General features: G+C 45.1%; 17 protein-coding genes. 10 read left to right on the forward strand and 7 right to left on the reverse strand.

Annotation, left to right across the window (positions count from 1 at the left end):
• Positions 1–6: 6 nt before the first annotated feature.
• The 10 genes from SIO70_RS12805 to SIO70_RS12850 all read left to right on the forward strand — a co-directional run bounded on the left by SIO70_RS12805 (position 7) and on the right by SIO70_RS12850 (position 9,022).
• A complete protein-coding gene (locus SIO70_RS12805) occupies positions 7–1,113 on the forward strand; it encodes a glycosyltransferase (RefSeq protein WP_320581244.1) in 1,107 nt (368 codons plus the stop codon).
• Between the two features lie 3 nt (positions 1,114–1,116).
• Positions 1,117–1,311 (forward strand): hypothetical protein, encoded by a 195-nt coding sequence (locus tag SIO70_RS12810; protein WP_320581245.1) that lies wholly within the window; start codon positions 1,117–1,119, stop codon positions 1,309–1,311.
• The gene (locus tag SIO70_RS12815) at positions 1,308–2,459 is read left to right on the forward strand and encodes an XrtY-associated glycosyltransferase XYAG1 (protein ID WP_320581246.1); all 1,152 of its coding nucleotides are present in this window, start codon (positions 1,308–1,310) and stop codon (positions 2,457–2,459) included. The genes SIO70_RS12810 and SIO70_RS12815 overlap by 4 nt, the downstream gene beginning before the upstream one ends.
• Position 2,460: 1 nt before the next feature.
• Positions 2,461–3,369 (forward strand): glycosyltransferase family 2 protein, encoded by a 909-nt coding sequence (locus tag SIO70_RS12820; protein WP_320581247.1) that lies wholly within the window; start codon positions 2,461–2,463, stop codon positions 3,367–3,369.
• The gene (locus SIO70_RS12825; RefSeq protein ID WP_320581248.1) at positions 3,369–3,833 is read left to right on the forward strand and encodes a VanZ family protein; all 465 of its coding nucleotides are present in this window, start codon (positions 3,369–3,371) and stop codon (positions 3,831–3,833) included. The genes SIO70_RS12820 and SIO70_RS12825 overlap by 1 nt, the downstream gene beginning before the upstream one ends.
• Complete coding sequence (locus SIO70_RS12830; RefSeq protein WP_320581249.1) at positions 3,808–4,356, forward strand: WcaF family extracellular polysaccharide biosynthesis acetyltransferase; 549 nt, start codon at positions 3,808–3,810, stop codon at positions 4,354–4,356. The genes SIO70_RS12825 and SIO70_RS12830 overlap by 26 nt, the downstream gene beginning before the upstream one ends.
• 2 nt (positions 4,357–4,358) lie before the next feature.
• Complete coding sequence (locus SIO70_RS12835; RefSeq protein WP_320581250.1) at positions 4,359–5,588, forward strand: WcaI family glycosyltransferase; 1,230 nt, start codon at positions 4,359–4,361, stop codon at positions 5,586–5,588.
• Between the two features lie 12 nt (positions 5,589–5,600).
• Positions 5,601–6,986 carry an undecaprenyl-phosphate glucose phosphotransferase gene (locus SIO70_RS12840; RefSeq protein WP_320581251.1) on the forward strand — a complete coding sequence of 462 codons (1,386 nt, stop codon included), beginning with the start codon at positions 5,601–5,603 and terminating at the stop codon, positions 6,984–6,986.
• 210 nt (positions 6,987–7,196) lie between these two features.
• Positions 7,197–7,871 (forward strand): hypothetical protein, encoded by a 675-nt coding sequence (locus SIO70_RS12845; RefSeq protein ID WP_320581252.1) that lies wholly within the window; start codon positions 7,197–7,199, stop codon positions 7,869–7,871.
• A gap of 167 nt (positions 7,872–8,038) precedes the next feature.
• A complete protein-coding gene (locus tag SIO70_RS12850; protein ID WP_320581253.1) occupies positions 8,039–9,022 on the forward strand; it encodes an acyltransferase family protein in 984 nt (327 codons plus the stop codon).
• Positions 9,023–9,142: 120 nt separating this feature from the next.
• Here the strand turns inward: SIO70_RS12850 and SIO70_RS12855 are convergent, their stop codons facing one another.
• The 7 genes from SIO70_RS12855 to nirB form a co-directional block, all read right to left on the reverse strand.
• Positions 9,143–10,627 carry a malate:quinone oxidoreductase gene (locus tag SIO70_RS12855; protein ID WP_320581254.1) on the reverse strand — a complete coding sequence of 495 codons (1,485 nt, stop codon included), beginning with the start codon at positions 10,625–10,627 and terminating at the stop codon, positions 9,143–9,145.
• Between the two features lie 214 nt (positions 10,628–10,841).
• Positions 10,842–12,212, reverse strand: coding sequence for a rubredoxin domain-containing protein (locus SIO70_RS12860; RefSeq protein WP_320581255.1), 1,371 nt, complete (start codon positions 12,210–12,212; stop codon positions 10,842–10,844).
• Positions 12,206–15,694 (reverse strand): molybdopterin-dependent oxidoreductase, encoded by a 3,489-nt coding sequence (locus tag SIO70_RS12865; protein WP_320581256.1) that lies wholly within the window; start codon positions 15,692–15,694, stop codon positions 12,206–12,208. Before SIO70_RS12865 ends, SIO70_RS12860 begins: the two co-directional genes overlap by 7 nt.
• Positions 15,655–16,953 carry an MFS transporter gene (locus SIO70_RS12870; RefSeq protein ID WP_320581257.1) on the reverse strand — a complete coding sequence of 433 codons (1,299 nt, stop codon included), beginning with the start codon at positions 16,951–16,953 and terminating at the stop codon, positions 15,655–15,657. Before SIO70_RS12870 ends, SIO70_RS12865 begins: the two co-directional genes overlap by 40 nt.
• A gap of 97 nt (positions 16,954–17,050) precedes the next feature.
• Positions 17,051–18,406: an alginate export family protein gene (locus tag SIO70_RS12875; RefSeq protein ID WP_320581258.1), complete on the reverse strand. Its 1,356-nt coding sequence runs from the start codon at positions 18,404–18,406 to the stop codon at positions 17,051–17,053.
• A 74-nt stretch (positions 18,407–18,480) separates the two neighbouring features.
• Positions 18,481–18,852 carry a nitrite reductase small subunit NirD gene (gene nirD / locus SIO70_RS12880; protein WP_320581259.1) on the reverse strand — a complete coding sequence of 124 codons (372 nt, stop codon included), beginning with the start codon at positions 18,850–18,852 and terminating at the stop codon, positions 18,481–18,483.
• Complete coding sequence (gene nirB / locus SIO70_RS12885; RefSeq protein WP_320581260.1) at positions 18,843–21,329, reverse strand: nitrite reductase large subunit NirB; 2,487 nt, start codon at positions 21,327–21,329, stop codon at positions 18,843–18,845. The genes nirD and nirB overlap by 10 nt, the downstream gene beginning before the upstream one ends.
• Between the last annotated feature and the right edge of the window lie 104 nt (positions 21,330–21,433).

Genomic DNA, 21,433 nt, shown 5'->3' on the forward strand with positions numbered 1-21,433 from the left:
TTTAACATGATCGGCATTTTGCAACCATATATACCTCACTACAGGGAGGAGTTTTTCAACATGCTGAAGGAGCAGTTGCCAATGGACCTGTATTGTTATGAGAAGCAGGCCGATATTGGCAAGCATCATTTCAAAGAGGGAAATACCGGCATTATTCCTTTGCGTGCATTTATGAAAGGACCATTCGTTTTGTATAATCCTTTCCCGTTGCTGAACAGGAAATACAAAGTACTGGTGCTGATGCTGAACTTTGGTCACCTGAGCACCTGGCTGATCCTGTTACTGAAGCCTTTCATCAAACAAAAAATTGTGTTGTGGGGACATGGAATTTCTGTAAAGCGATATGTGAAGGAAGAAAAGAAACCGCACCTGTTACTGCGCTGGATGATTGGCTTGTCTGATGGTGTGTGGTTCTATACAAAGAAAGAACTAGAAGTGTGGAAACCGTTTATGCCGAAGATGAATGGACATGCATTAAATAATACGATCTCTGGTGTGGATGCCATTCTCGAATTGAATATGGCTGATAAGCAATCTTTGAGAGAAAGATATGGTATAACCCAGCAACGGGTGCTCATATACTGTGCAAGATTCAATGAGCCGGGCAGACGGGTAGATCTGCTGGTAGAGCTGATAGAAAGATTGTCACCTGAAGGTTTCGCATTTGTAATCATCGGTGATGGCCGATTGAAACCAGATTTCTCCGGGTATACACATGTTCATGATTTTGGGGCACTGTATGACAGAAAGGTGAAGGATGAGTTGTTCAGCATGGCGGATATTTATTTTCAGCCGGGATGGGTGGGCTTATCAATTGTAGAAGCGATGTCTTACGGTAAGCCGGTATTTACATTCAAACGTTCTGAGTCTGTATTGCAATGTGTGGAATACAGCTATATCAGACACGGTCACAATGGAATGATCTTCGAGAGCATGGCGGAATGTGTAGATACATTGTCGCTCTCAACAGAAAAAGAAATAGGCAGAATGGGCGAGAATGCCCGCGCTTATGTAAGGAAAGAATTAACCATGGATACAATGGCGGATAATGCAGTGACCGCCATCCGACATATTTCTTCACCCAAGCCTGTACTGCATGAAGACGCAAAATAAGTTATGGCCTTTAGAGGTTTGGTAAAGCACCACATGGGACCCGGTGCACTGACATGGATCTGTTTTGCAGGGCTGACCTTAGTGATGGCTTACCTGTTGGAAATACATTTTCAGAAAAGAGTGGCTATGCCCTTATTGATAAAAAAACGTAAGAAAGCAGCTGTAGCCATGCCGGTGATCAGCGCAAAAGCATCATGATGAAAATCTTATTTATTGTTCCTTCTTACAAGCCGGCTTTTATATACGGCGGGCCCATTGTAGTGATTGCCAGATTGGCTGAGAGATTGGTAAGCCTTGGGCATGAGGTGACTGTATTCACTACAACTGCGAACGGTCATCAGGAATTAGAGGTGCCTTTAAAGACACCTGTGCAGGTGGATGGTGTAACAGTGTACTACTTTCCAAGAATAACAGGCGATCATACACATGTATCTCCTGCTTTGTGGAAACATACCTGGAAAACAGCGAAGTCATTTGATGTGGTACATATACATTCATGGTGGAGTTTCCTTGTATTAGGTGCTTCGCTCATGTGCAGACTGAGAGGCATCAAACCGGTACTTTCTCCGCATGGTATGTTCTGCGATTATGTACTGACGGCTAAGAACCAGGCAAAGAAAAAAGTATTGCACAATGTAATCGGCAAAAGTTTACTCAAGCATACTTATCTGCATACTTCTTCGCCTATGGAGTGGAATGAGTGTCTGCGCATCCATAACGGCTGGCAGGGGGCAAAGATCTTTAACCTGGTAGACTTGCCAGTGGTAGACTGTCCCCGTCAGGAGAATGAAGTATTTACTATCAGCTTTTTGTCTCGTGTAGATCCTAAGAAGGGGTTGGACATTTTGCTCATTGCCTTATCCCAAGTGCCTTTCAGATATAAATTACAGATAGCAGGTTCAGGTGAGGAAGCGTATGTGGCAGAACTGAAATCGATCGTTACTAAACTGAATATGGAAGATCATGTAGAGTGGGTAGGCTGGAAGAATTCAGAAACGAAATTCCCTTTCCTTGCAAATACAGATCTGTTTGCCCTCACTTCGCACAATGAAAACTTTGCGATTGTAGTGATCGAGTCTTTGTACGTAGGTACACCGGTATTGATCAGTAACAATGTGGGCTTGTCTGGCTATGTAGAACAAAACAGGCTGGGATGGATCACAGGTATTGAAGACATTGAAGAGGTAAGAGCGAAGCTGACCCTGGCTTACAACGATAAGCTGGAACGCAACCGCATTACGGCTACTGCGAAGGATATCATCAACAGGGATTTTAATGAGAACAAGCTGGCAGGAGATTATGTCACCTTGTATCAAAGTTCAGGAACAGCGAAAAAGGTAATATAATATGGATCTGGCAGTCATTATTCTTACATACAATGAAGAGAAGCATATCGGTCGCTGTCTGGAAAGCATGCGACAGGTATCGGATGAGATTTATATCGTAGATGCATTTTCTACGGATGGTACGGTAGCGATTGCAGAGAGCTATGGTGCAAAGGTGTTTCAGCACACATGGGTGAATTATGCGCAGCAGTTTCAATGGGGACTGGATAACTGTGGTATTCAGGCGTCATGGGTAATGCGCATGGACAGTGATGAATACCTGGAACCGGCATTGATTGCAGAGATCAATGAAAAAGTACAGGGACTGCCAGCAGAAGTAAGTGGTGTTTACATTCGCAGAAAGGTATTGTTCAAAGGCAAGTGGATCAGGCATGGTGGTTTCTATCCACACAACCTGCTGCGCATCTGGCGAAATAGAATAGGCAGTATAGAGCAGCGGTGGATGGATGAACATATTGTACTGTCCGAAGGAAAGACAGCACAGTTCAAAGAGCACATTGTGGATTACAACCTGAATGCGATACACTGGTGGGTGAACAAGCATAATAACTATGCCATCCGTGAGATGGTTGACCTGCTGAATATTAAATACGGCCTGCTGAGTGCAGATAAGCGATTGCTGGAAATGGAGAGCACGCAGGCGAAGAAAAAACGGTTCCTGAAGGAGCGGGTATATTCTTCTTTATCACCGGGTATGCGGGCTTCCTTTTACTTCATGTACAGGTACATTTTACGATTCGGATTTATGGACGGGTATCATGGATTTGTGTTTCACTTTATGCAGGGGTATTGGTATCGCCTACTGGTAGATGTGAACCTGGAAGAGTTTGAACGGAAGCTGAATGGAGATAAAGGGAAAGAAAAGATGCTTGCTGTGCTGAAGGAGGATTATAATATCGTGCTTAATTAATGAAAAGGACCTTTTATAGTATTACGTATTTCGTGGGGCTGTTTTATATCGTGTTTTGGGCGCCGTGGAGAAAAGGAGTGAAGTTGTCAGATGCAGAGCGATTGCGATTACACCCGATCGTGGATAGTGTGAAGGAGTTGTTTGACACACATGGAGGTACGTGGTTGGTCCATGCTTTCTATTTCTTCGGCAACCTGTTTGGTAATATCGTGTTGTTCCTGCCATTTGCATTTGTGATGATGCAGGTATTCAATATGAAGCGTGTAGTGAAGATAGCCGTATTAGCATTTTTGTTAAGCCTTGCCATTGAAATCATACAGTATTATACAGAAAGTGGAGTCGCTGATGTTGACGATGTATTGCTCAATACGACTGGCGCAATAGCTGGAGTTTATTTATGCCGCTTTTTTCAAAACAAATCAAATACTTCATACACCGATGAACACAGATCTATCCAGGTTTAACACAGGCAACTATGCAGCCGGACCCAAGTGGAAAATCGGATTATGGTACCTGGTTAACTATTACATTTTTAACAGTGCTTTGCCATGGCCCTATGGCATTAAGCGGAGGCTGTTGCGCTCATTTGGCGCGAAGGTGGGCAAAGGTCTTGTGATCAAGACCAAGGTGAGGATCAAATATCCGTGGAAGCTCGAAATTGGTGATCACTGCTGGATTGGAGAGAGTGTTTGGATCGACAATCTGGATGAGGTGCGTATTGGCGATCATGTGTGTATATCACAAGGGGCCATGTTGCTGACGGGTAATCACGATTACAAACGTAGTGATTTTCCTTACAGACTGGGTGGTATCAGGATAGAAGATGGGGTGTGGATTGGTGCGCAGTCAGTAGTGTGCCCTGGTATTGTATGCGGCTCCCATGCTGTACTGACGGTGAAGTCAGTCGCAGCGAAGGATATGGATGCCTGGCTTGTTTATGCAGGGAACCCTGCTATTTCAGTACGTAAAAGAGAGATTTTAGCATAGATATGTCCAAACGAATATTATTGATAGGCGGGAACTTTTCACCGGAACCTACCGGGATAGGGAAATACAATGGTGAGATGATGAAATGGCTGGCGGATAACGGGTATGACTGTACAGTGATCACCAGTTACCCATATTACCCGGAGTGGAAGGTGCAGCCACCTTACGACAGGAAAAAGAACTGGTATACGAAAGAGAAACAGGGCAACCTGACGGTATACCGATGTCCGCAATATGTGCCGGCAAAACCTACGGGCAAAACGAGGATCATGCTCGACTTTTCATTTGCCGTATCTGCATTTTTTAAGTTGCTGACATTGTTGCCCCGGAAGAAGTATGATGTTGTGATTACGGTAGTTCCTCCTTTCCATCTGGGATTGCTGGCGGTGATCTATAAGAAACTGAGAGGTGCGAAAGTGTTCTATCATATACAGGATATGCAGATAGAAGCAGCGAGAGACCTGAAGCTGATTACTTCGCCAAAGCTGATCAATATACTCTTCAAAATGGAGCGATATATTTTCAGGCAGGCAGATATGGTGGGCAGTATTTCGGATGGTATGATGAAGAAGATCCAGGAAAAGGCGAAGAAAGATATTTTCTTCTTTCCGAACTGGGTGGATGTAAACAAGTTTCATCCTATTGAAGAGCGGTTGTTGTTGAAAACAGAATACGGCTTTGCTGCGACGGATAAGATTGTGTTGTATTCAGGTGCGATCGGGGAGAAACAGGGGTTGGAATCCATTCTGCTGGCCGCACAGGCATTGAGGGGAGACAGACATCTTAAATTTCTGATCTGTGGGTCAGGACCATACAAAGAGCGGTTAGTGGCGCAGGCGCAGGAGATGGGATTGGAGAATGTGATCTTTTTCCCTTTGCAACCATTTGAGCGGTTTAATCACTTCCTGAATATGGCCGATGTACATCTTGTGATACAAAAAGCAAATGCCAGTGACCTGGTTATGCCAAGCAAGCTTACGACAATTTTAGCAGTGGGTGGTCTGGCATTGATAACGGCCAATAGCGGCACGAGCTTGCATGACCTGGTGTCTGCACATAATATGGGGATACTGGTAGATGCAGAAGATCAACAGGCCCTCAACGAAGGGATACTTCGGTCAGTGAGTGAAGATGTGAGCGTGATAGCAGGAAACGGCAGAGCGTACGCAGAGAATTATTTGGCAGTCGGGAGGATTATGGGGCGATTCGAAGAACATGTAGTAGTAGGATAAAACTTATTTTTTATGTTGAACCGTTATTTAAAAATATGCAGCATTCAGATCCTGATTATGGATTTCTTTTGTCTGAATGCTTTTTTCTTCTTTGTTTCTTACTGGTTACAACAAAAAGAGGTACCAGTACACCTGGATAGAGATACTTTTTTACTCGCTTCAAATATTGCGTGGGTTATTGCGTTGTATACTACGGGTATTTATTTTATGAGTCAGCAGATGTCTTATGAAAAGATAGCCAGGAAAACGATTCAGGGTATTTTGCTTTACCTGCTCTTAATATTGTTATTTGTATTTTTAAATAAAGAAGCCTATAACCGAATCTTCATCATTACATATTGTTCGCTTTTCCTCATCATTGTATTGGCAGACAGGCTTTTCTTTTATATGCTGACGCATTACCTGATGCGGCGCAAGGAAATCGAGCGGAAGGTGGTGATCGTGGGTTATAACGACCTTTCCAAGCAATTGGTTGATAACCTGCTGGGTAGAAAGAGCAATCTCCGTTTTGAGGGTTATTTTGAAGAATACAACAATGTACATGAGCTGTCATATTATCCCGTTATCGGCAACTTGCAGGAGTGCATCAATTATGCACAGTCAAATAACATCAGGGAGATCTATTCTACTTTATCACCTGAGCAGTTTCCTTACCTGTATACATTGGCCCATGAAGCAGAGAAACATTTTATCCGTTTTCGCTTTGTCCCTGATTTCAGGATGTTTGTAAACAGGCAGATCTACATTGATTACCTGGATAACATTCCTATTATTTCACTGCGGTCAGAGCCGCTGGATGATATTGCAAACAGGATCAGGAAGCGTTTCTTTGACCTGGTATTCAGCTTAGGGGTGACGGTCTTTTTACTGAGCTGGCTGATACCTTTACTGGCGCTGCTGGTGAAGTTGGAAAGCAGGGGACCTGTATTCTTTATCCAGAACAGAACCGGTCGAAATAACAAAACATTCCGTTGTCTGAAGTTCAGAAGTATGTATGTAAACAATGATGCGAACAGTAAGCAGGCGACGAGAAATGACAAGCGATTTACCAGATTGGGAAAATTCATGAGAAAGACGAACCTCGATGAGATGCCACAATTCCTGAATGTGTTGTGGGGAGATATGTCGATTGTAGGTCCGAGACCGCATATGCTGAAGCATACAGAAGAATATTCGGCGATTATTCAGAAGTATATGATCAGGCATTTCTTAAAACCGGGTATTACGGGCTGGGCGCAGGTAAACGGTTACAGGGGGGAGATTACAGACGATCTGCATCTGAGTAAGCGAATAGAACATGACATCTGGTATATGGAAAACTGGTCGGTGTATTTTGATTTGAAGATCATTTTCCTGACAGTATTCAATACCATCAGAGGAGATAAAAATGCGTTTTAACTTTTTTGAATATAGTGAACGGCAGTTGGGTTGTATACTATTTATAAGCTAGCATGATACTACCTTGAAAAAAAACATCAGATTGGCCATATTTTACTAATATAAGTAATAATGTTAATAGCAAATAACAGGCATTAAGTGTTAGTTTTACACTCCGGCATTATTATAAGCCGATAACCAACTTTAGGAAGCCTGTAAACAGCGTTGTAAATGAAAACTTCTGTGTCAGTACAAAATTTCCTTGAGGACAACCGGCTTATTGAGGACATCTTTCACGAGTTGAAATCCATTGTAGCGAGTATTCTTTCCAGCGTAGAGCTGATCGCGTTATATGATGGGAAGCAAGTCGAAGGAAGAATAATACGTCAGACGGAGGCCATCAAGTCGCAGGTGATCGAATTAGACTTCCAGCTGCAAAATGTACGGATAGTACAATATATGCTAAACAAAAGTTTTGCATTTAAGAGGAAGCAAACGAGCCTGCATTTATTTTTGAATCAGTTGATCCGGGATGAACCATATAATAAAGTGTTGCAACCCGTCACTGAGTTACCATCTGTAAAAAAAGGGATTGATGCTTATATAGATGAGTTTGTGATCCGTCAGTTGGTATTGAATCTTTATTTCTGGATGAACCGGCATTCAATGAGTCATCAGTTGCCTAAGCTTATATTTAGTTTTGAAGAAAGCTATTTTGAGATCAGGGGAAATTTCAATGCAAACTATTTCAGGGATGCTGATAACGAATTGCTCAACCAGCCGGTGTGTTATTTGATGTCTTATATGGCGGCGTTGCATGAGGGGAGTTTTAGTTTGGTGATAAAGCCGGGAAAGAGTGTGAGTGTGGTAGTGAGGATACCGTATAAGGCAGCGGGGTTGAGGTAAAAAAAGTCTCTTAGAAACAATAAGATAAGGTTAAAACAAAGGGGATATTTCCATATCCTCTATTTTTTTGTTTTTCACATTCATCATAATAATAATCTGCTCCAATGAAAATTGAAAAAGTTCAGCGAGACTCTAATATTGAACTATTGCGTATACTACTTATGTTTATGATCATAATGCATCATGTGGTGACAAGAGGATTAAGATTGAGAGAGCTGGGCACAGGGGGGTATATACCTACTTCTTCTACAGCGTTCCAGTTATTACTGAATAGTTTTCTGATTGTGGCTGTGAATACTTATGTTTTCATCTCCGGCTATTTTCAGATCAGGTTCAAAGTAAAATCATTCTTTGCATTATTCTTCCAGGCACTGGTGTATTCTGTGCTATTGTACCTGTTGTTTGTAGTTACAGGGCAGGCACCTTTTGATAAGGGCACTTTTATTACCACGTTCTTTTTTATTTATAAAGGATGGTGGTTTGTCCCGGTGTTCTTAGTGTTGTATGCTATATCTCCGATATTGAATAAAGGACTGAATGCGATGAGTAAAGGACAGCTGATATGGATACTGCTCATCCTGCTGGTGTTCTGTAATATTAAATACATTCCGGGGAACTTCATTTCCGATCGGGGATTTGGGATCTGTAATTTCATCTTTATTTATATACTGGCTTATTTTTGTCGTTATTATGTGCCGGTAATCAGAGTGCCCTGGTTGTGGTATATCCTGTGCTGTCTTGTGACCTTTGCACTGGCTTATACAGCATTCAGAATGGGGAAATATGATAAGGCATGGAATGTGTATAACTACAATAGTCCGTTCATCATCCTGGCAGCGGTATCCCTGTTTTATACATTCAGGAATATATCTATTAGAAGTGGATTTATTAATTCAATCTCTACGCTGGTATTTGGAACGTATCTGATACATGAGCAGCGCAATGTTTGTTTTGTGATAAGTGACTTTGTGGTGTATCTGGACAGTATTATACATAATGATGTGGAATTGTTCAGCAGTTTGCTGGGTGTAGGGATCGTAGTGTTTGTAGTGGGTATCAGTATAGAAAAGTTGCGGCAGTTGGTATGTGATCCAATAGTAGATGCTATATTTAGAATACCTATTGTACAGAAGATATCAGCAGTATGGTAGGGGCTTTTTTATCAAATGAATAAAAGGGGCCTTCTTTCTATGTTGAAAAACAGGCCTTGATATAAAAAAGAATAAAACAATTATGAAAGAGGGAATTCAATACCCTCTTTCATGATTATTTTATTTCAATTCTAAAACATTATTCGCCCATGACCTCACCTGTTCCAGCATATCAGGTTCATCCGCCAGCTTCTTCCCATAAGACGGAATCATCTGCAGCAACTTATTCCTCCATGCTTCTGTCGCCAACTCCTTCTTAAAGCACTTATTCAGCAATTCCAACATAATAGACACCGCTGTACTTGCACCAGGAGAAGCTCCCAGCAATGCAGCAATACTACCATCGGCGGAACTTACCACTTCTGTACCAAATTCCAGGATCCCACCATGCTCCGGATCTTTCTTGATCACCTGTACACGCTGTCCGGCTACTTCCAGTTCCCAATCTTCCATCTTCGCCTCAGGCAGAAAATCCTTTAATGCTTCCAGCCTTTCTTCCGGTGACTGACGTACCTGGTCAATCAGGTATTTTGTCAAAGGAAGGTTATCAAGGCCAGCAGCCAGCATCGGACGGATATTATTGAACTTGATAGAGCGGGGTAAATCCAGCCACGAACCTTTTTTCAGGAATTTGGTAGAGAAACCTGCATAAGGTCCGAACAGCAATGCCTTCTTGCCATCGATCATACGGGTATCGAGGTGAGGTACCGACATTGGCGGTGCACCTACAGAAGCTTTACCATATACCTTAGCTGCATGCTTTTCAACAATTGCCTGGTTTTTACAAACCAGCCACTGTCCGCTTACAGGGAATCCACCGAAGCCTTTACCTTCTATGATATCTGATTTTTCCAGCAGTGGAAGGGAACCTCCACCAGCGCCGATGAATACAAATTTCGCCTGTAATGTTCTTTTTTTACCATTTTTCAGATCCTTCACTTTCAATCTCCATCTACCATCTTCGCCCTGTTCCAGGTCTTTCACTTCGTGTTCGAGGTGAAGATGTACACCAGGTTGTTGTTGCAGATAAGCGATGAGAGAACGGGTGAGGGCACCGAAGTTGATATCAGTACCAGCTTCCATACGGGTAGCTGCTACTTTTTCGTTAGGGTCACGACCTTCCATTACCAGGGGGATCCAGTTTTTGATCACCGCAGGGTCTTCGGAAAATTCCATGCCTTTGAAGAGATTATTTGCAGAAAGCGCCTGTTGACGTTTCTTGAGATATTCTACGTTGTTCTCTCCCCATACAAAGCTCATGTGAGGTACGCTCTGTATGAAATTGCCCGGCGAGTTTACGCAACCTGCCTGCACGAGGAACGACCAGAACTCTTTTGAGATTTCAAAAGATTCTGCAATCTTGATCGCTTTTCCGATGTCGATAGATCCGTCCTTCTTTTCTGGTGTGTAGTTCAGCTCACAGAAAGCAGAATGGCCTGTACCAGCATTGTTCCAGGCATCTGAGCTTTCTCCGGCGATCACGTCCAGTCGTTCGAAGATTTCTATTGTCAGCTCCGGTTGTAATTCTTTCAGCAATACGCCTAGCGTTGCACTCATTATGCCCGCACCGATCAGTACGATGTCAGGCGCCGATTTAGGAGACATATTATTTTTTTTACGCGATTTGCAGCGCAAAAATAATACTTAATGATCGCATTTTGTAGTGAAATCAGGGTTTTTTGACTCTTTTTATAGGACTATAAGGATGAGAATGGTGTGGAAGGTACTGCGAGTGGTGGTATTGGAAAAATGCAAATGTATTGTTAAAGCAATGATATTGCCTGCAGTAGCAAGGAAAAAACTCCCGGTGGAATGCTATTTATGCCGTAAGTGTAGCATACGAAACCTGTTTAAAATCCGCTTTGGGCCCATCACAGAGTGCACACTTATAGTGTGCTGGCAATTGCTCAAATGTGGTATTGGGCACTATTGACTGATCAGGATCCCCCATTTGCTCATCATAGATACTCAGGCATGCAGGACACTGGTGCACGTATTTTTCCACAGGTGGTATAGCTACCGTATGTGCTGCAACATAACCCGGCAGCGGATCATTGGTGTTGTGTCTTTCGTAAAAGTATTTGCAGAGTGAAGTGATGTAGGGCCCCAGATGTTCTTTGGCTACCCCGGACCGGTAATTGATCAGAGTGCCAGAGTTGGGATTGAAGTCCGGCGTATAGCTGATATCGTAACGGAGTTGTCCCTTGAGCGCTGTCTTGTATTTCGCCTCCTGCTGTGTGATGACGATGCTCCCAAAGCAATGATGACCTACACTGAAACAAAGCCCGTAAGTACGTACATCCGCATTATCAAAGTGCCGGATGATGTGGCGTTTGAGCACCAGTGCATCCTCATTATTATCTGGTATCTGCCAGTTCAGTTCATTGGCGGCATGTCGTACATTGATGCCATACTTCCCTAATAAATAATCCCACAGCGGGCGGTGTTCCTGCTCAATATTCCTGATGATCAATGATTTCCAGGGTGTAGCATAGAGTTGGCCGGTCTTTGTTTCCATACAGATATGACAGAGCCCTTTCAGAAATGAAACAGGGAAGTATTCATTCCGGCGGTAAATACCCAGCCAGTAATACTGATCGTACTTATTGAAACCCTCATAGTAAGGCAGGTGAAAGTCTGGTAATTGCAGGTCTTTCTCCACGGCTACACCCTGAATCGGTTCATGGTTCAGCAGCTGTGTTTCCAGCTGTCTGCTCAATTCACCGATGTGATTTGTGTACAACTGTTCCGGCCATGCATAGAGCTGGGTGCTCTTCGGATAGCGAAATACCAAATGCCAGTAATTGGGTTGCGTACCTGCTATCCAGTTCAGGTGCCCTGTAAAGAAAGGAGTAAAGGTATTGCGGCTATCACAGACATTGATCTTGAGTTTCGACTCCCAATTCAGCATTTCAAAGACATCTTTATAGATACCTTCAGAGAGCCAGGTATTGGAAATGAAGATACCGGTGGCCGGATAAGCGCTGATGATATTGGGTGTGGTACTGACATGATCCTCGAATAATCGGGCCGTTTGAGCAGATACTTCTATGATCAGTTGCTGCCGCTGTCCAAAACGTACCTCCGATATCTTCGCTGTTTCCGCGATTTCTAAGATAGACAGCAGGTAGCCGGGAGAAATAATTCCACCCGTAAAATTGATCTGTATGGTCTGTGTTTTCTTTAGCATGGTTGTAATATCTTTTCAAGGATCGCCTTTACCTCCGGCTTGCAGCTACCACAGCCAGATCCTGCTCCTGTAGCCTGACAGATGCCTTCCAGCGTGTGCATCCCTTCTTTGATCTTCTCTTTGATGTTCCCTTCTCCCACACTACCACAACTGCAAATGAGCTTTCCGATTACAGGAGTCGCCTTCTTGTTGGACCGTAACAGGGCTAATCGTTTCTCTGATAATTCAATCTTATTGGCTATCAGGTCCCTGAACTCCAGGAACTCTGATTTATCACCTATTAATATAGCGCCAATGAGCCGGTCATTGTGAATGACACACTTTTTATAATAGCGCTTGGACTTATCGATGAATACAACTTCTTCATAGGCCGGGTCGTTTGGTGTCTCTACAGTGCCCATGGAACAAAGGTCCGTGCCATGCATCTTCAGGATGTTCATGAAGAGTGAGCCCTGGTAATAAGTGCTGATATCTCCACTCAGGAACTTCGCTACCACGGCCGCCTGTTGCTCTGCAGCAGCTGTAATACCATAGAGCGTACCTTTGAACTCTGCGATTTCTCCGATAGCAAATATTGCAGGATCACTGGTTTGCATGTAATCATTTACAATCACTCCTCTATTGCAGGTGAGCTGTGAAGCCTGCGCCAGCTCTATATTTGGGGTGGTACCTATGGAGAGTACGACTGCCTGGCAAGGTACATGCCGGCCACTTTTCAACCTGATACCATCTAATGCTTGTATGCCTGTGAAGCGCTCTATTTCATCATTGTACAATATTTCAATTCCTCTGTCACTCAGTTCTTCATACAATAACTGGCTACCCAGTTTATCCAATTGTGCGGACATGAGGCGGGAGGTACGTTGCAGTACACCTACTTCTATCCCAATCTCTCTGAGCGAAGCTGCGAGTTCGATGCCTAAGAGACCACCACCTGCAATCATCACCTTTCCTTTGGCCGGGTCGATATGTTTGATAAACGCATCGGCATCCAATCTGTTGCGCATAGTGAATACACCTTTTAATGGTGGTACACCCTTGAGCATGGCTGCTCTTGAACCCATCGCCAGAATAAGGATATCATACTGGTGTTCATTACCCAGGCTATCTGTGACTGTTTTGTGCCTGCGATCTATATCTACGATGCTGATGCCTCTGAGCAGATTCACTTTTAGTGAAGCTTCTTCTTCATCTGTCATCTTTACCAGCTGTTGCCATTGCTGGGTACCACTTATATAGTCAGGGAGCATGACCCTGTTATAGAAAGGGAAGTTTTCTTTGCTGAATACAGTGATTTCATCTGTTGTATTCATCGTCCGGTACGACTTTACAAAACCACAGGCACCTGCACCCGCACCGATAATAATGATACGTTGTGTAGGCTTTTGAAAACGCCGTACCTGTACTGCGGTGTATTTTAAGTCAGGTTGTTTGGAAATAGGATCTACCAGCGTATGGGTCAGGTTGTTTGCCCTGTTCAGATCACTGTTGAGTGTCTTGCCCCAGTGCATAGGCAGGAAGACCACTCCTTTCTTGATATTGGTACTGAGCTGTGCTTTCACACGTACATTGCCGTTAGCATTGTAAATCTCAACGATATCATCCACTTTGATGCCTCTTTCTGCTGCATCGTCAGGATGGATCTCTAATAGTGGCGCTGGAATATGTTGTTTTAGTTTGCTCACTTTACCTGTCTTACTCATGGTATGCCACTGGTCGCGTATACGGCCTGTGGTAAGAATGAGTGGTAGCTCAGGATCAGGAGGGGTAGAGTTATTCCCGTCAGGAAAAGAGTGAATCGCTGCCTTGCCGGTTTGGGTATAAAAAGTATGATCTGTGAAAAGACGCGGTGTACCAAATCCTTTTTCCCCCTGTGGGTACGGCCATTGCACGGTACGTTTTTCCTGTAAAGTAGAATAACTTAAGCCGCTTACATCGATGTTGGTCCCCGCTGTGAGGCGGCAATGCTCATCATAGATAGCGGCAGTATTTTCATAATCAAAACCATGGAAGCCCATCTTGATTGCAAAGCGACAGATGATCTCTGAATCAGGCAGCGCTTCGCCGGGAGGTGTTGTGAGTTTTTGGAGATAACTGATGCGGCGTTCTGCATTCGTCATGGTACCTTCCTTTTCCGTCCAGGCAGCGGCGGGAAGGATCACATCAGCATATTGCAAGGTTTCAGGGCGATTGGATATTTCCTGTACCACTACAAACTTTGCTTTCTTTAAAGCTGCTTCTGCCAATCGCGCATCAGGTAAGCTTACCAACGGATTAGTACACATGATCCAGATGGCTTTTAGTTTACCATCATTGAGTGCTGTGAACATCTCTGTGGCGGTGAGACCGGGTTTTTCTGATAGCGGCACGCCACCCCAGAACGCCTGTACTTCTTTGCGATGCGCCGGATTATCCAATACACGATGTGCCGGCAGCAGGTTAGATAAGCCACCCACTTCACGGCCCCCCATGGCATTGGGTTGGCCCGTGAGGGAGAAAGGTCCTGCACCGGGTTTGCCTATCTGTCCTGTAATCAAATGAAGATTGATCAGGCTGAGATTTTTGCGTACACCAACTACACTTTGATTAAGCCCCATGGTCCAGAGAGTCATGAAGCCAGATGCATTTCCAATCAGTGATGCAGCTTCGTAGATAGCATTTTCAGGTATATCACAAATTTCGGCAGCACTTGCTATGCTGCGTTCCATCACGATATCCCTGTATTGTTGAAAACCATCTGTATGATCGCGAATGAATAGTGGATCTATATGTCCCTGTTCTATTAATACACGGCCAATGGCATGATGTAATACAATGTCGGTACCGGGATGAATTTGCAAATGCAGATCTGCCATAGCACAACTCTGTGTAACACGGGGATCGCTGACGATAATTTTCAAATCAGGATTAGCAGCTTTCGCAGCTTCTACACGCCGCCAGAGAATAGGATGACACCATGCAGGGTTCGCACCAGCTACGAAGATGCAGTCAGCGAGTTCAAGGTCATCGTAAGCACCGGGTACACTGTCTTCGCCCAACGCCAGTTTGTAAGCAGCAACGGCACTGCTCATACAAAGGCGTGAGTTGGTATCTATGTTATTACTCCCAATGAATCCTTTGATGAGTTTATTGACTACATAATATTCTTCTGTAAGGCATTGCCCGGATGCGTAGAAGGCTACTGCATCCGGGCCATATTGTTGAATGATTTTTGTAAACACGGCGGCAGTGCGATTCAGTGCCTGATCCCATGATACGCGTTGCCTGGGTAAGTGGCGGTTGTAGCGCATCTCAGGGTAGAGCAACCGGTCGCTGGTGTCCATCACAGTATAGTGAAGATTCATCCCTTTGGAGCAAAGCATGCCCCTGTTTACAGGATGATCTTTATCTCCCTCTACCTGGATCTTTCCCTGCCTGTCCTGGTGCACGACGATCCCACATCCTACTCCGCAATAGCAACAGGTTGTTTTGTATGAAGCCATGATTTAGCTGGTTTACTGATAAATCTTGTGAGCATCACGATGAGCGATACACCAATTACGATGTAGCCAATGTAAGTGAATGCCTGTATGTAGGAGATGGATTCAGACTTAAACAGGAAGCCAAAGAGCATACCGCCCAGGTTACCTCCTGCACCTACGATACCGCTGACCAGTCCAATGTTTTTCTCATTGATAAAAGGTACAATGCCGTAGGTAGCACCATTCGCCATTTTGAGGAAGAGCGCAAAGGTGAGCATAGAGATAATCGCCAGTGTGAGATTACCAGCCTGTGCAAAGAGCAACAGGCCAATGCCTTCGAGTAATAATACGATGGCGAGCAGACGACCTTTGCCTTTGAGACCAAAGCGGGCACCTACTTTGTCCGATACGATACCACCCATGGCACGGGCAAAGATGTTCATGAAGCCAAACACGCCTGCCCAGAAACCTGCACTGCTCTGTGATAAATGAAATGTATCGACAAAGTGTAAAGAAGCCACATTGTCAAAAGTGATCTCCATGCCAAAGCACATTGCATATGCCAATGTCAATGCCCATATGCGCCAGTCAGCAAGTATGGAATAATCAGTTTTTGTTTTATTCGCATGATGGCCTATCTCATCGAAGTTACCATCCGGTGTATCTTTTGTATAGCGTGAATAGAGGAAGGCTACAATCAGCATCATGATGCCGGGCAGGATCATTGCATACCGCCATGCTTCAGATTTGGTGAACCCCAGGCCCACAATCGTTGCGAAGATAACCGGCATCACCATGTTCGTTACCCCACCACCCAGGTTGCCCCAGCCACCGGTTACTGCATTAGCAGTGCCTTTGATATTCGCGGCAAACATCATGGAAGTATGATACTGTGTGACTACGAAGGATGCGCCTATCACACTGATGGCTAAGCGGAAAAGTAAGAAAGTGGTATAGTCCCTGGCCAGCCCTACCAAAAACACCGGTATTGAACCAGCAATCAGTAGCCGGATAGCCGTTTTACGAGGCCCCCAGGTATCACATAGTTTGCCAATGATGAGGCGTGCCAGTATGGTACCCGATACGGAGGCGATGATGATATTGCCTACCTGTGCCTTAGATAGGCCCAGGTCTTCACGGATGGTGGGCATGAGCGGTGCAAGACCGAACCAGCCGAAGAAGCAAACAAAAAACATGAGCCACGTAATGTGAAATGTGCGCATGTTAATGCTATTCAGTGAGAACAGCGGGAGGGTTTTGAGCTGGTTGTTTTGCGACATAGTGCAATGAGTTTTTTGGTTAAGTGATGGCATGGCAGTACCGTTTAGCTGAAAGCGTACTTTTAGCTATGGCTGGCGAACGATGTATCCTAATCCTTTACTTGAAAATAAAATCCGGTTTGATGATGATCATTAAGTAAGCCCAGTTACTATTACTCTTAGCGTTTGCAACATTTTTAACGCCTGCGGATGTTAATGCATTGGTGCTCCAGAAGTGGCTATAACCACCTTCGAAGCTGACTACCTTCGTCAGGGCAAGGTTGGCTACGATGTCCAGCTCTTCCCCAAAACGGCGGGTATCATACCCTGGTATCTCACTACTGGCAAGGAATTCATGAATATCGCCGGTGAGTGTCCATTTGGTATTTGGTTTGAATTTCGTTTTGATATAGTAGTCCTGTAAGCCCCTGTTGCCAAACGGACTGCCTACATAGAAGTAGTCCATATAGCCCCAGTATTTATGAGGGGTACCATACAGGAAGTCAAAGGCGTTGCTGGTCTTGCCGTCCGATGACGTGCCACCTGTGGCAAAGTCTACACCGGCACCTGCGCTGAATGGTTTGGATACCTGGTACATGAAGTTACCATTCAGGGTAGCTGCGTTCAGTTTCAGGCCAGTGGCGCCTTTACCAAACTGGTAATAACCCGAAGCTGTCACCGTCCACTTATTAAATGTGTTGGTGTAAAACAGTCCGGTGGTCATGCGGGTGTAGGTCGCCTGTTCATATGTTTTAGTCGCCACACCTGCCACAGTATCGATGTGATATTTAGAAAACTGGTCGGCGAAGAAGAGGAACGATATATTGCCCTTCTTAAATTTCTTACCGGCATAGAGGAATTCCATGGCTTTGTACATGGTACCTGCGTTAGTGGTAGCTGTGTAGTTGCCAGGAGGCGTTTCGTTATAAATCGTTCCTGTGCTGTTTTCCTTGTTTTGATTAAAGCCGCCACCCAGGTGTAACTGGAAAGGGCCTGTTTCATACTTCAGGATAGCTGCATCGTGGCGACGACCTTGTTGCAGCCAGTCCAGGTTACCCAGCAGCCGCATATCGTCGTAGGCAATTTCCTGTCTGCCGACCTTTAGGTTCAGGGCTTTGTTTTTGTAAACGGTGTCGAGCAACATTACTTCTGCCCAGGCTTCGTGTACCATCAGGCCATTGAGGTCCTGGGTAGTGGTGCGGTTGATCACTGATACATCCTGGCCCCATACTCTTACATCCTGGATAGTAGCACCCAGTTTGAAACGGTAACCGGAAAACCCTGTCATGAGGCGGGTACGCTGAGATGTAAAGACGGCGGGGTTTGATCCCTGTGGTAGTGGTGCCCCTTGTCCATCACGGTATTCCGTGCGTGTTCTTAATTGAGCCCCGATAGAAAACTGCGCATCTGCATGGAGGTAGAAGATAGCGCTAAGTACGATGGAGAATGCTCCGGCGCGGAACAGTAGCTTCATAAATTCTGGTTGAGTGGTGTGAATTACGATTGTTACACTGTTATTATTCAATACATGACAGGTTCTATCGTAATTTACATAACCATCGCCGCATTATACACTCCTATATATACTTTATTTTCAACCACTTTCACGGGGTAAGTGGTGATGTTACATTCATGCTCATCCGTGAGGCAGCGTCCGTCTTTCAACGAGAATGTTTTTTTATGGAAGGGGCAGGCCACTTTGGGTTCGCCTTCCTGCGTGCCGGTCATACCCCGGCTCAGGGCCATCTGCTGGCGGTGCGGACAAAGGTTCTGGGTAGCATACCATTCGTTTCGGCGGGCAAAGTAGAACAGGGCAATCTGTTCATCGCCCAGTTTTACACATACGCCACCGTTAGCAGGTACATCGGTGGTGTGACAGGCGAGTACCCAATCTTTCTGAGTGTTGGTAGTTATTTCCATTCGGCAGCTTTTTTTTGTTCTCTGAGATGATCAAATTTTACGGTAGGATCTTTTTCGCCGGGGGCGTTTACGAAGTGATTGAATCGCTTGCGGAGTTCTGGATTGTCAACCACTTCTTTCCATTCGCACTTGTACCTGTCTACGAGGGATTGCATTTCTGCTTCCAGCTGGCCTGCAATACCCAGACTATCGTTCACGACTACATTGCGGAGGTAGGTAATGCCACCATCCAGCTTGTTGAGCCATGTAGCCGTACGCGTGAGTGGGTCTGCAGTTTTGATATAGAACATGAGAAAGCGATCGATGTAGCGGATGCAGGTGTCGCTGTCCAGGTCCGAAGCCAGCAGGATGGCGTGTTGTGGTTTGGAACCACCATTGCCACCTACATACAGGTTCCAGCCTTTTTCGGTAGCGATGATGCCAAAGTCTTTGCTCTGGGCTTCAGCACATTCACGGATACAACCTGATACAGCTGATTTAATTTTATGTGGTGCACGCAAACCACGATAGCGTTCTTCTATCTGAATAGCGAAGCTTACACTGTCGTGCAGACCAAAACGGCACCAGGTAGAACCTACACAGCTTTTTACTGTACGCAGTGCTTTGCCATACGCATGGCCACTTTCGAAGCCCGCAGCGATCAACTCTTCCCAGATGGAAGGCAGATCGCTGAGGTGAGCTCCGAACAGGTCTATACGTTGACCACCTGTGATTTTGGTGTAGAGATTGTATTTAAGGGCCACTTGTGCGATGACCAGTAATTTAGCAGGGGTGATTTCGCCACCGGGAATGCGGGGTACTACTGAGTAGGTACCACCTTTCTGGATATTGGCGAGGAAACGGTCGTTGGAATCCTGAACGGTGTCATTGCCTTTGTCGAGAATGAGTTCGTTCCAGAGGCTGGCCAGGATGGAGGCGACTACGGGTTTGCAGGTTTCGCAGCCATCGCCATGACCGTAAGTGTCCAGTACTTCATCGAAAGTATACAGGTGTTTTACTTTGATCAGGTCGTACAATTCCTGGCGGGAATAGTGGAAGTGTTCGCAGATCACATTACGGATGTATTTGCCCTGTGCCTTCATGGTAGAAGTGATGAGGTCTTTGACCATAGGTACGCAACCTCCACAGCAGGTACCGGCTTTGGTACATTTCTTTACATCATTCAGTGTTTCATTACCTGCTTCTACTGCCTGGCAGATGGTGGCTTTGGTCACACTTTCACAGCTACAGATGATGGCTTCGTCAGGCAGGCCTAATACCCCGGCACCTGCTTCAGCATTGCCTCCGCGGGCGCCGAGCAGTACATCTTCAGGATTGGGGGGCAGCACCACTTTGTTCTTAGCGGTTTGCAGGAGCATGTTGTAAGCTTCCGCTTCCCCAACGAGAATACCGCCTATCAGTGTTTTACCATCGTCAGATACATTAATACGTTTATAGATGCCTTTCATGGTGTCTTCATATACAATCGGACGGCCGGTAAAAGGATCTCCGAAGCTGGCTACATCTACGCCGATGAGTTTGAGTTTGGTGCTCATGTCGTAACCGGTAAAGGTTTTGTTGCTGCCGGTGAGGTTAGAAACGACTACATCCGCCATTTCATAGCCGGGGGCAACGAGGCCATAAACCATACCATTATGTAAGGCGCATTCACCAATGGCAAAGATGGCCGGGTCGGTGGTTTGCAGCTGGTCGTTGACTACTATGCCGCCTCTGTGGCCGGTATCCAGACCGCACAGTTTTGCCAGTTCATCTCTGGGCTTGATACCTGCAGAGATCACAAGCATGTCTGCCTCAAGGATAGAGTCGTCGGAAAATTGTAAACCCGTGATGGTATCATCACCTAATATAATAGAGGTGTTCTTGTTGGTATGAATTTCCAGGCCCAGCTGGCTGAGTTTGGATTGGAGAATGCGGGAGCCGGCATCATCAATCTGCCGGGGCATGAGTCTTGGCGCAAATTCGATGACATGGGTGTCAGGAATGCCGAGGTCCAGCATGGCTTTGGCTGCTTCCAGGCCCAACAGACCACCGCCTATCACTACGCCACGCTTTGCTTTGGGGGCGTAGTCGCGCATTAGTTCCAGGTCCTCGATGGTACGGTATATAAATACACCATTTTTGTCAACACCGGGGATGGGAGGAACAAAAGCAGCTGAACCTGTGGCGAATATGAGAAAATCATAAGATTCGTTGATACCTTTGTAAGAGTGAACGGTCTTATTTTCACGATCTATATGTTGAACAGGGTCTCCGGTATGCAGCCGAATATTATTTTTGCTGTACCAGTCAGCAGGTGCGAGGAGGAGGTCATCCGCAGTTTTGCCGGCGAAAAATTCGCTTAGGTGAACACGGTCGTAAGCCGGACGGGGCTCTTCGCCAAATATCGTGATCTGAGGTGGTGTTGTGTGTGTCTTTGAGATTATTTTCTCACAAAACTTATAGCTCACCATTCCGTTGCCAATGATTACTATTTTCATGGTTGATAAGAAGCAGAAGGTTATTTATTACGAAATAGTTAATATGATAACTTTTTCCTGACTGACTATCGAATTTCTTCCTTTTTATATGACTTGCATCATAA

Origin of the sequence: Chitinophaga sancti (assembly GCF_034087045.1) — a bacterium.
Taxonomy (GTDB): domain Bacteria; phylum Bacteroidota; class Bacteroidia; order Chitinophagales; family Chitinophagaceae; genus Chitinophaga; species Chitinophaga sancti_B.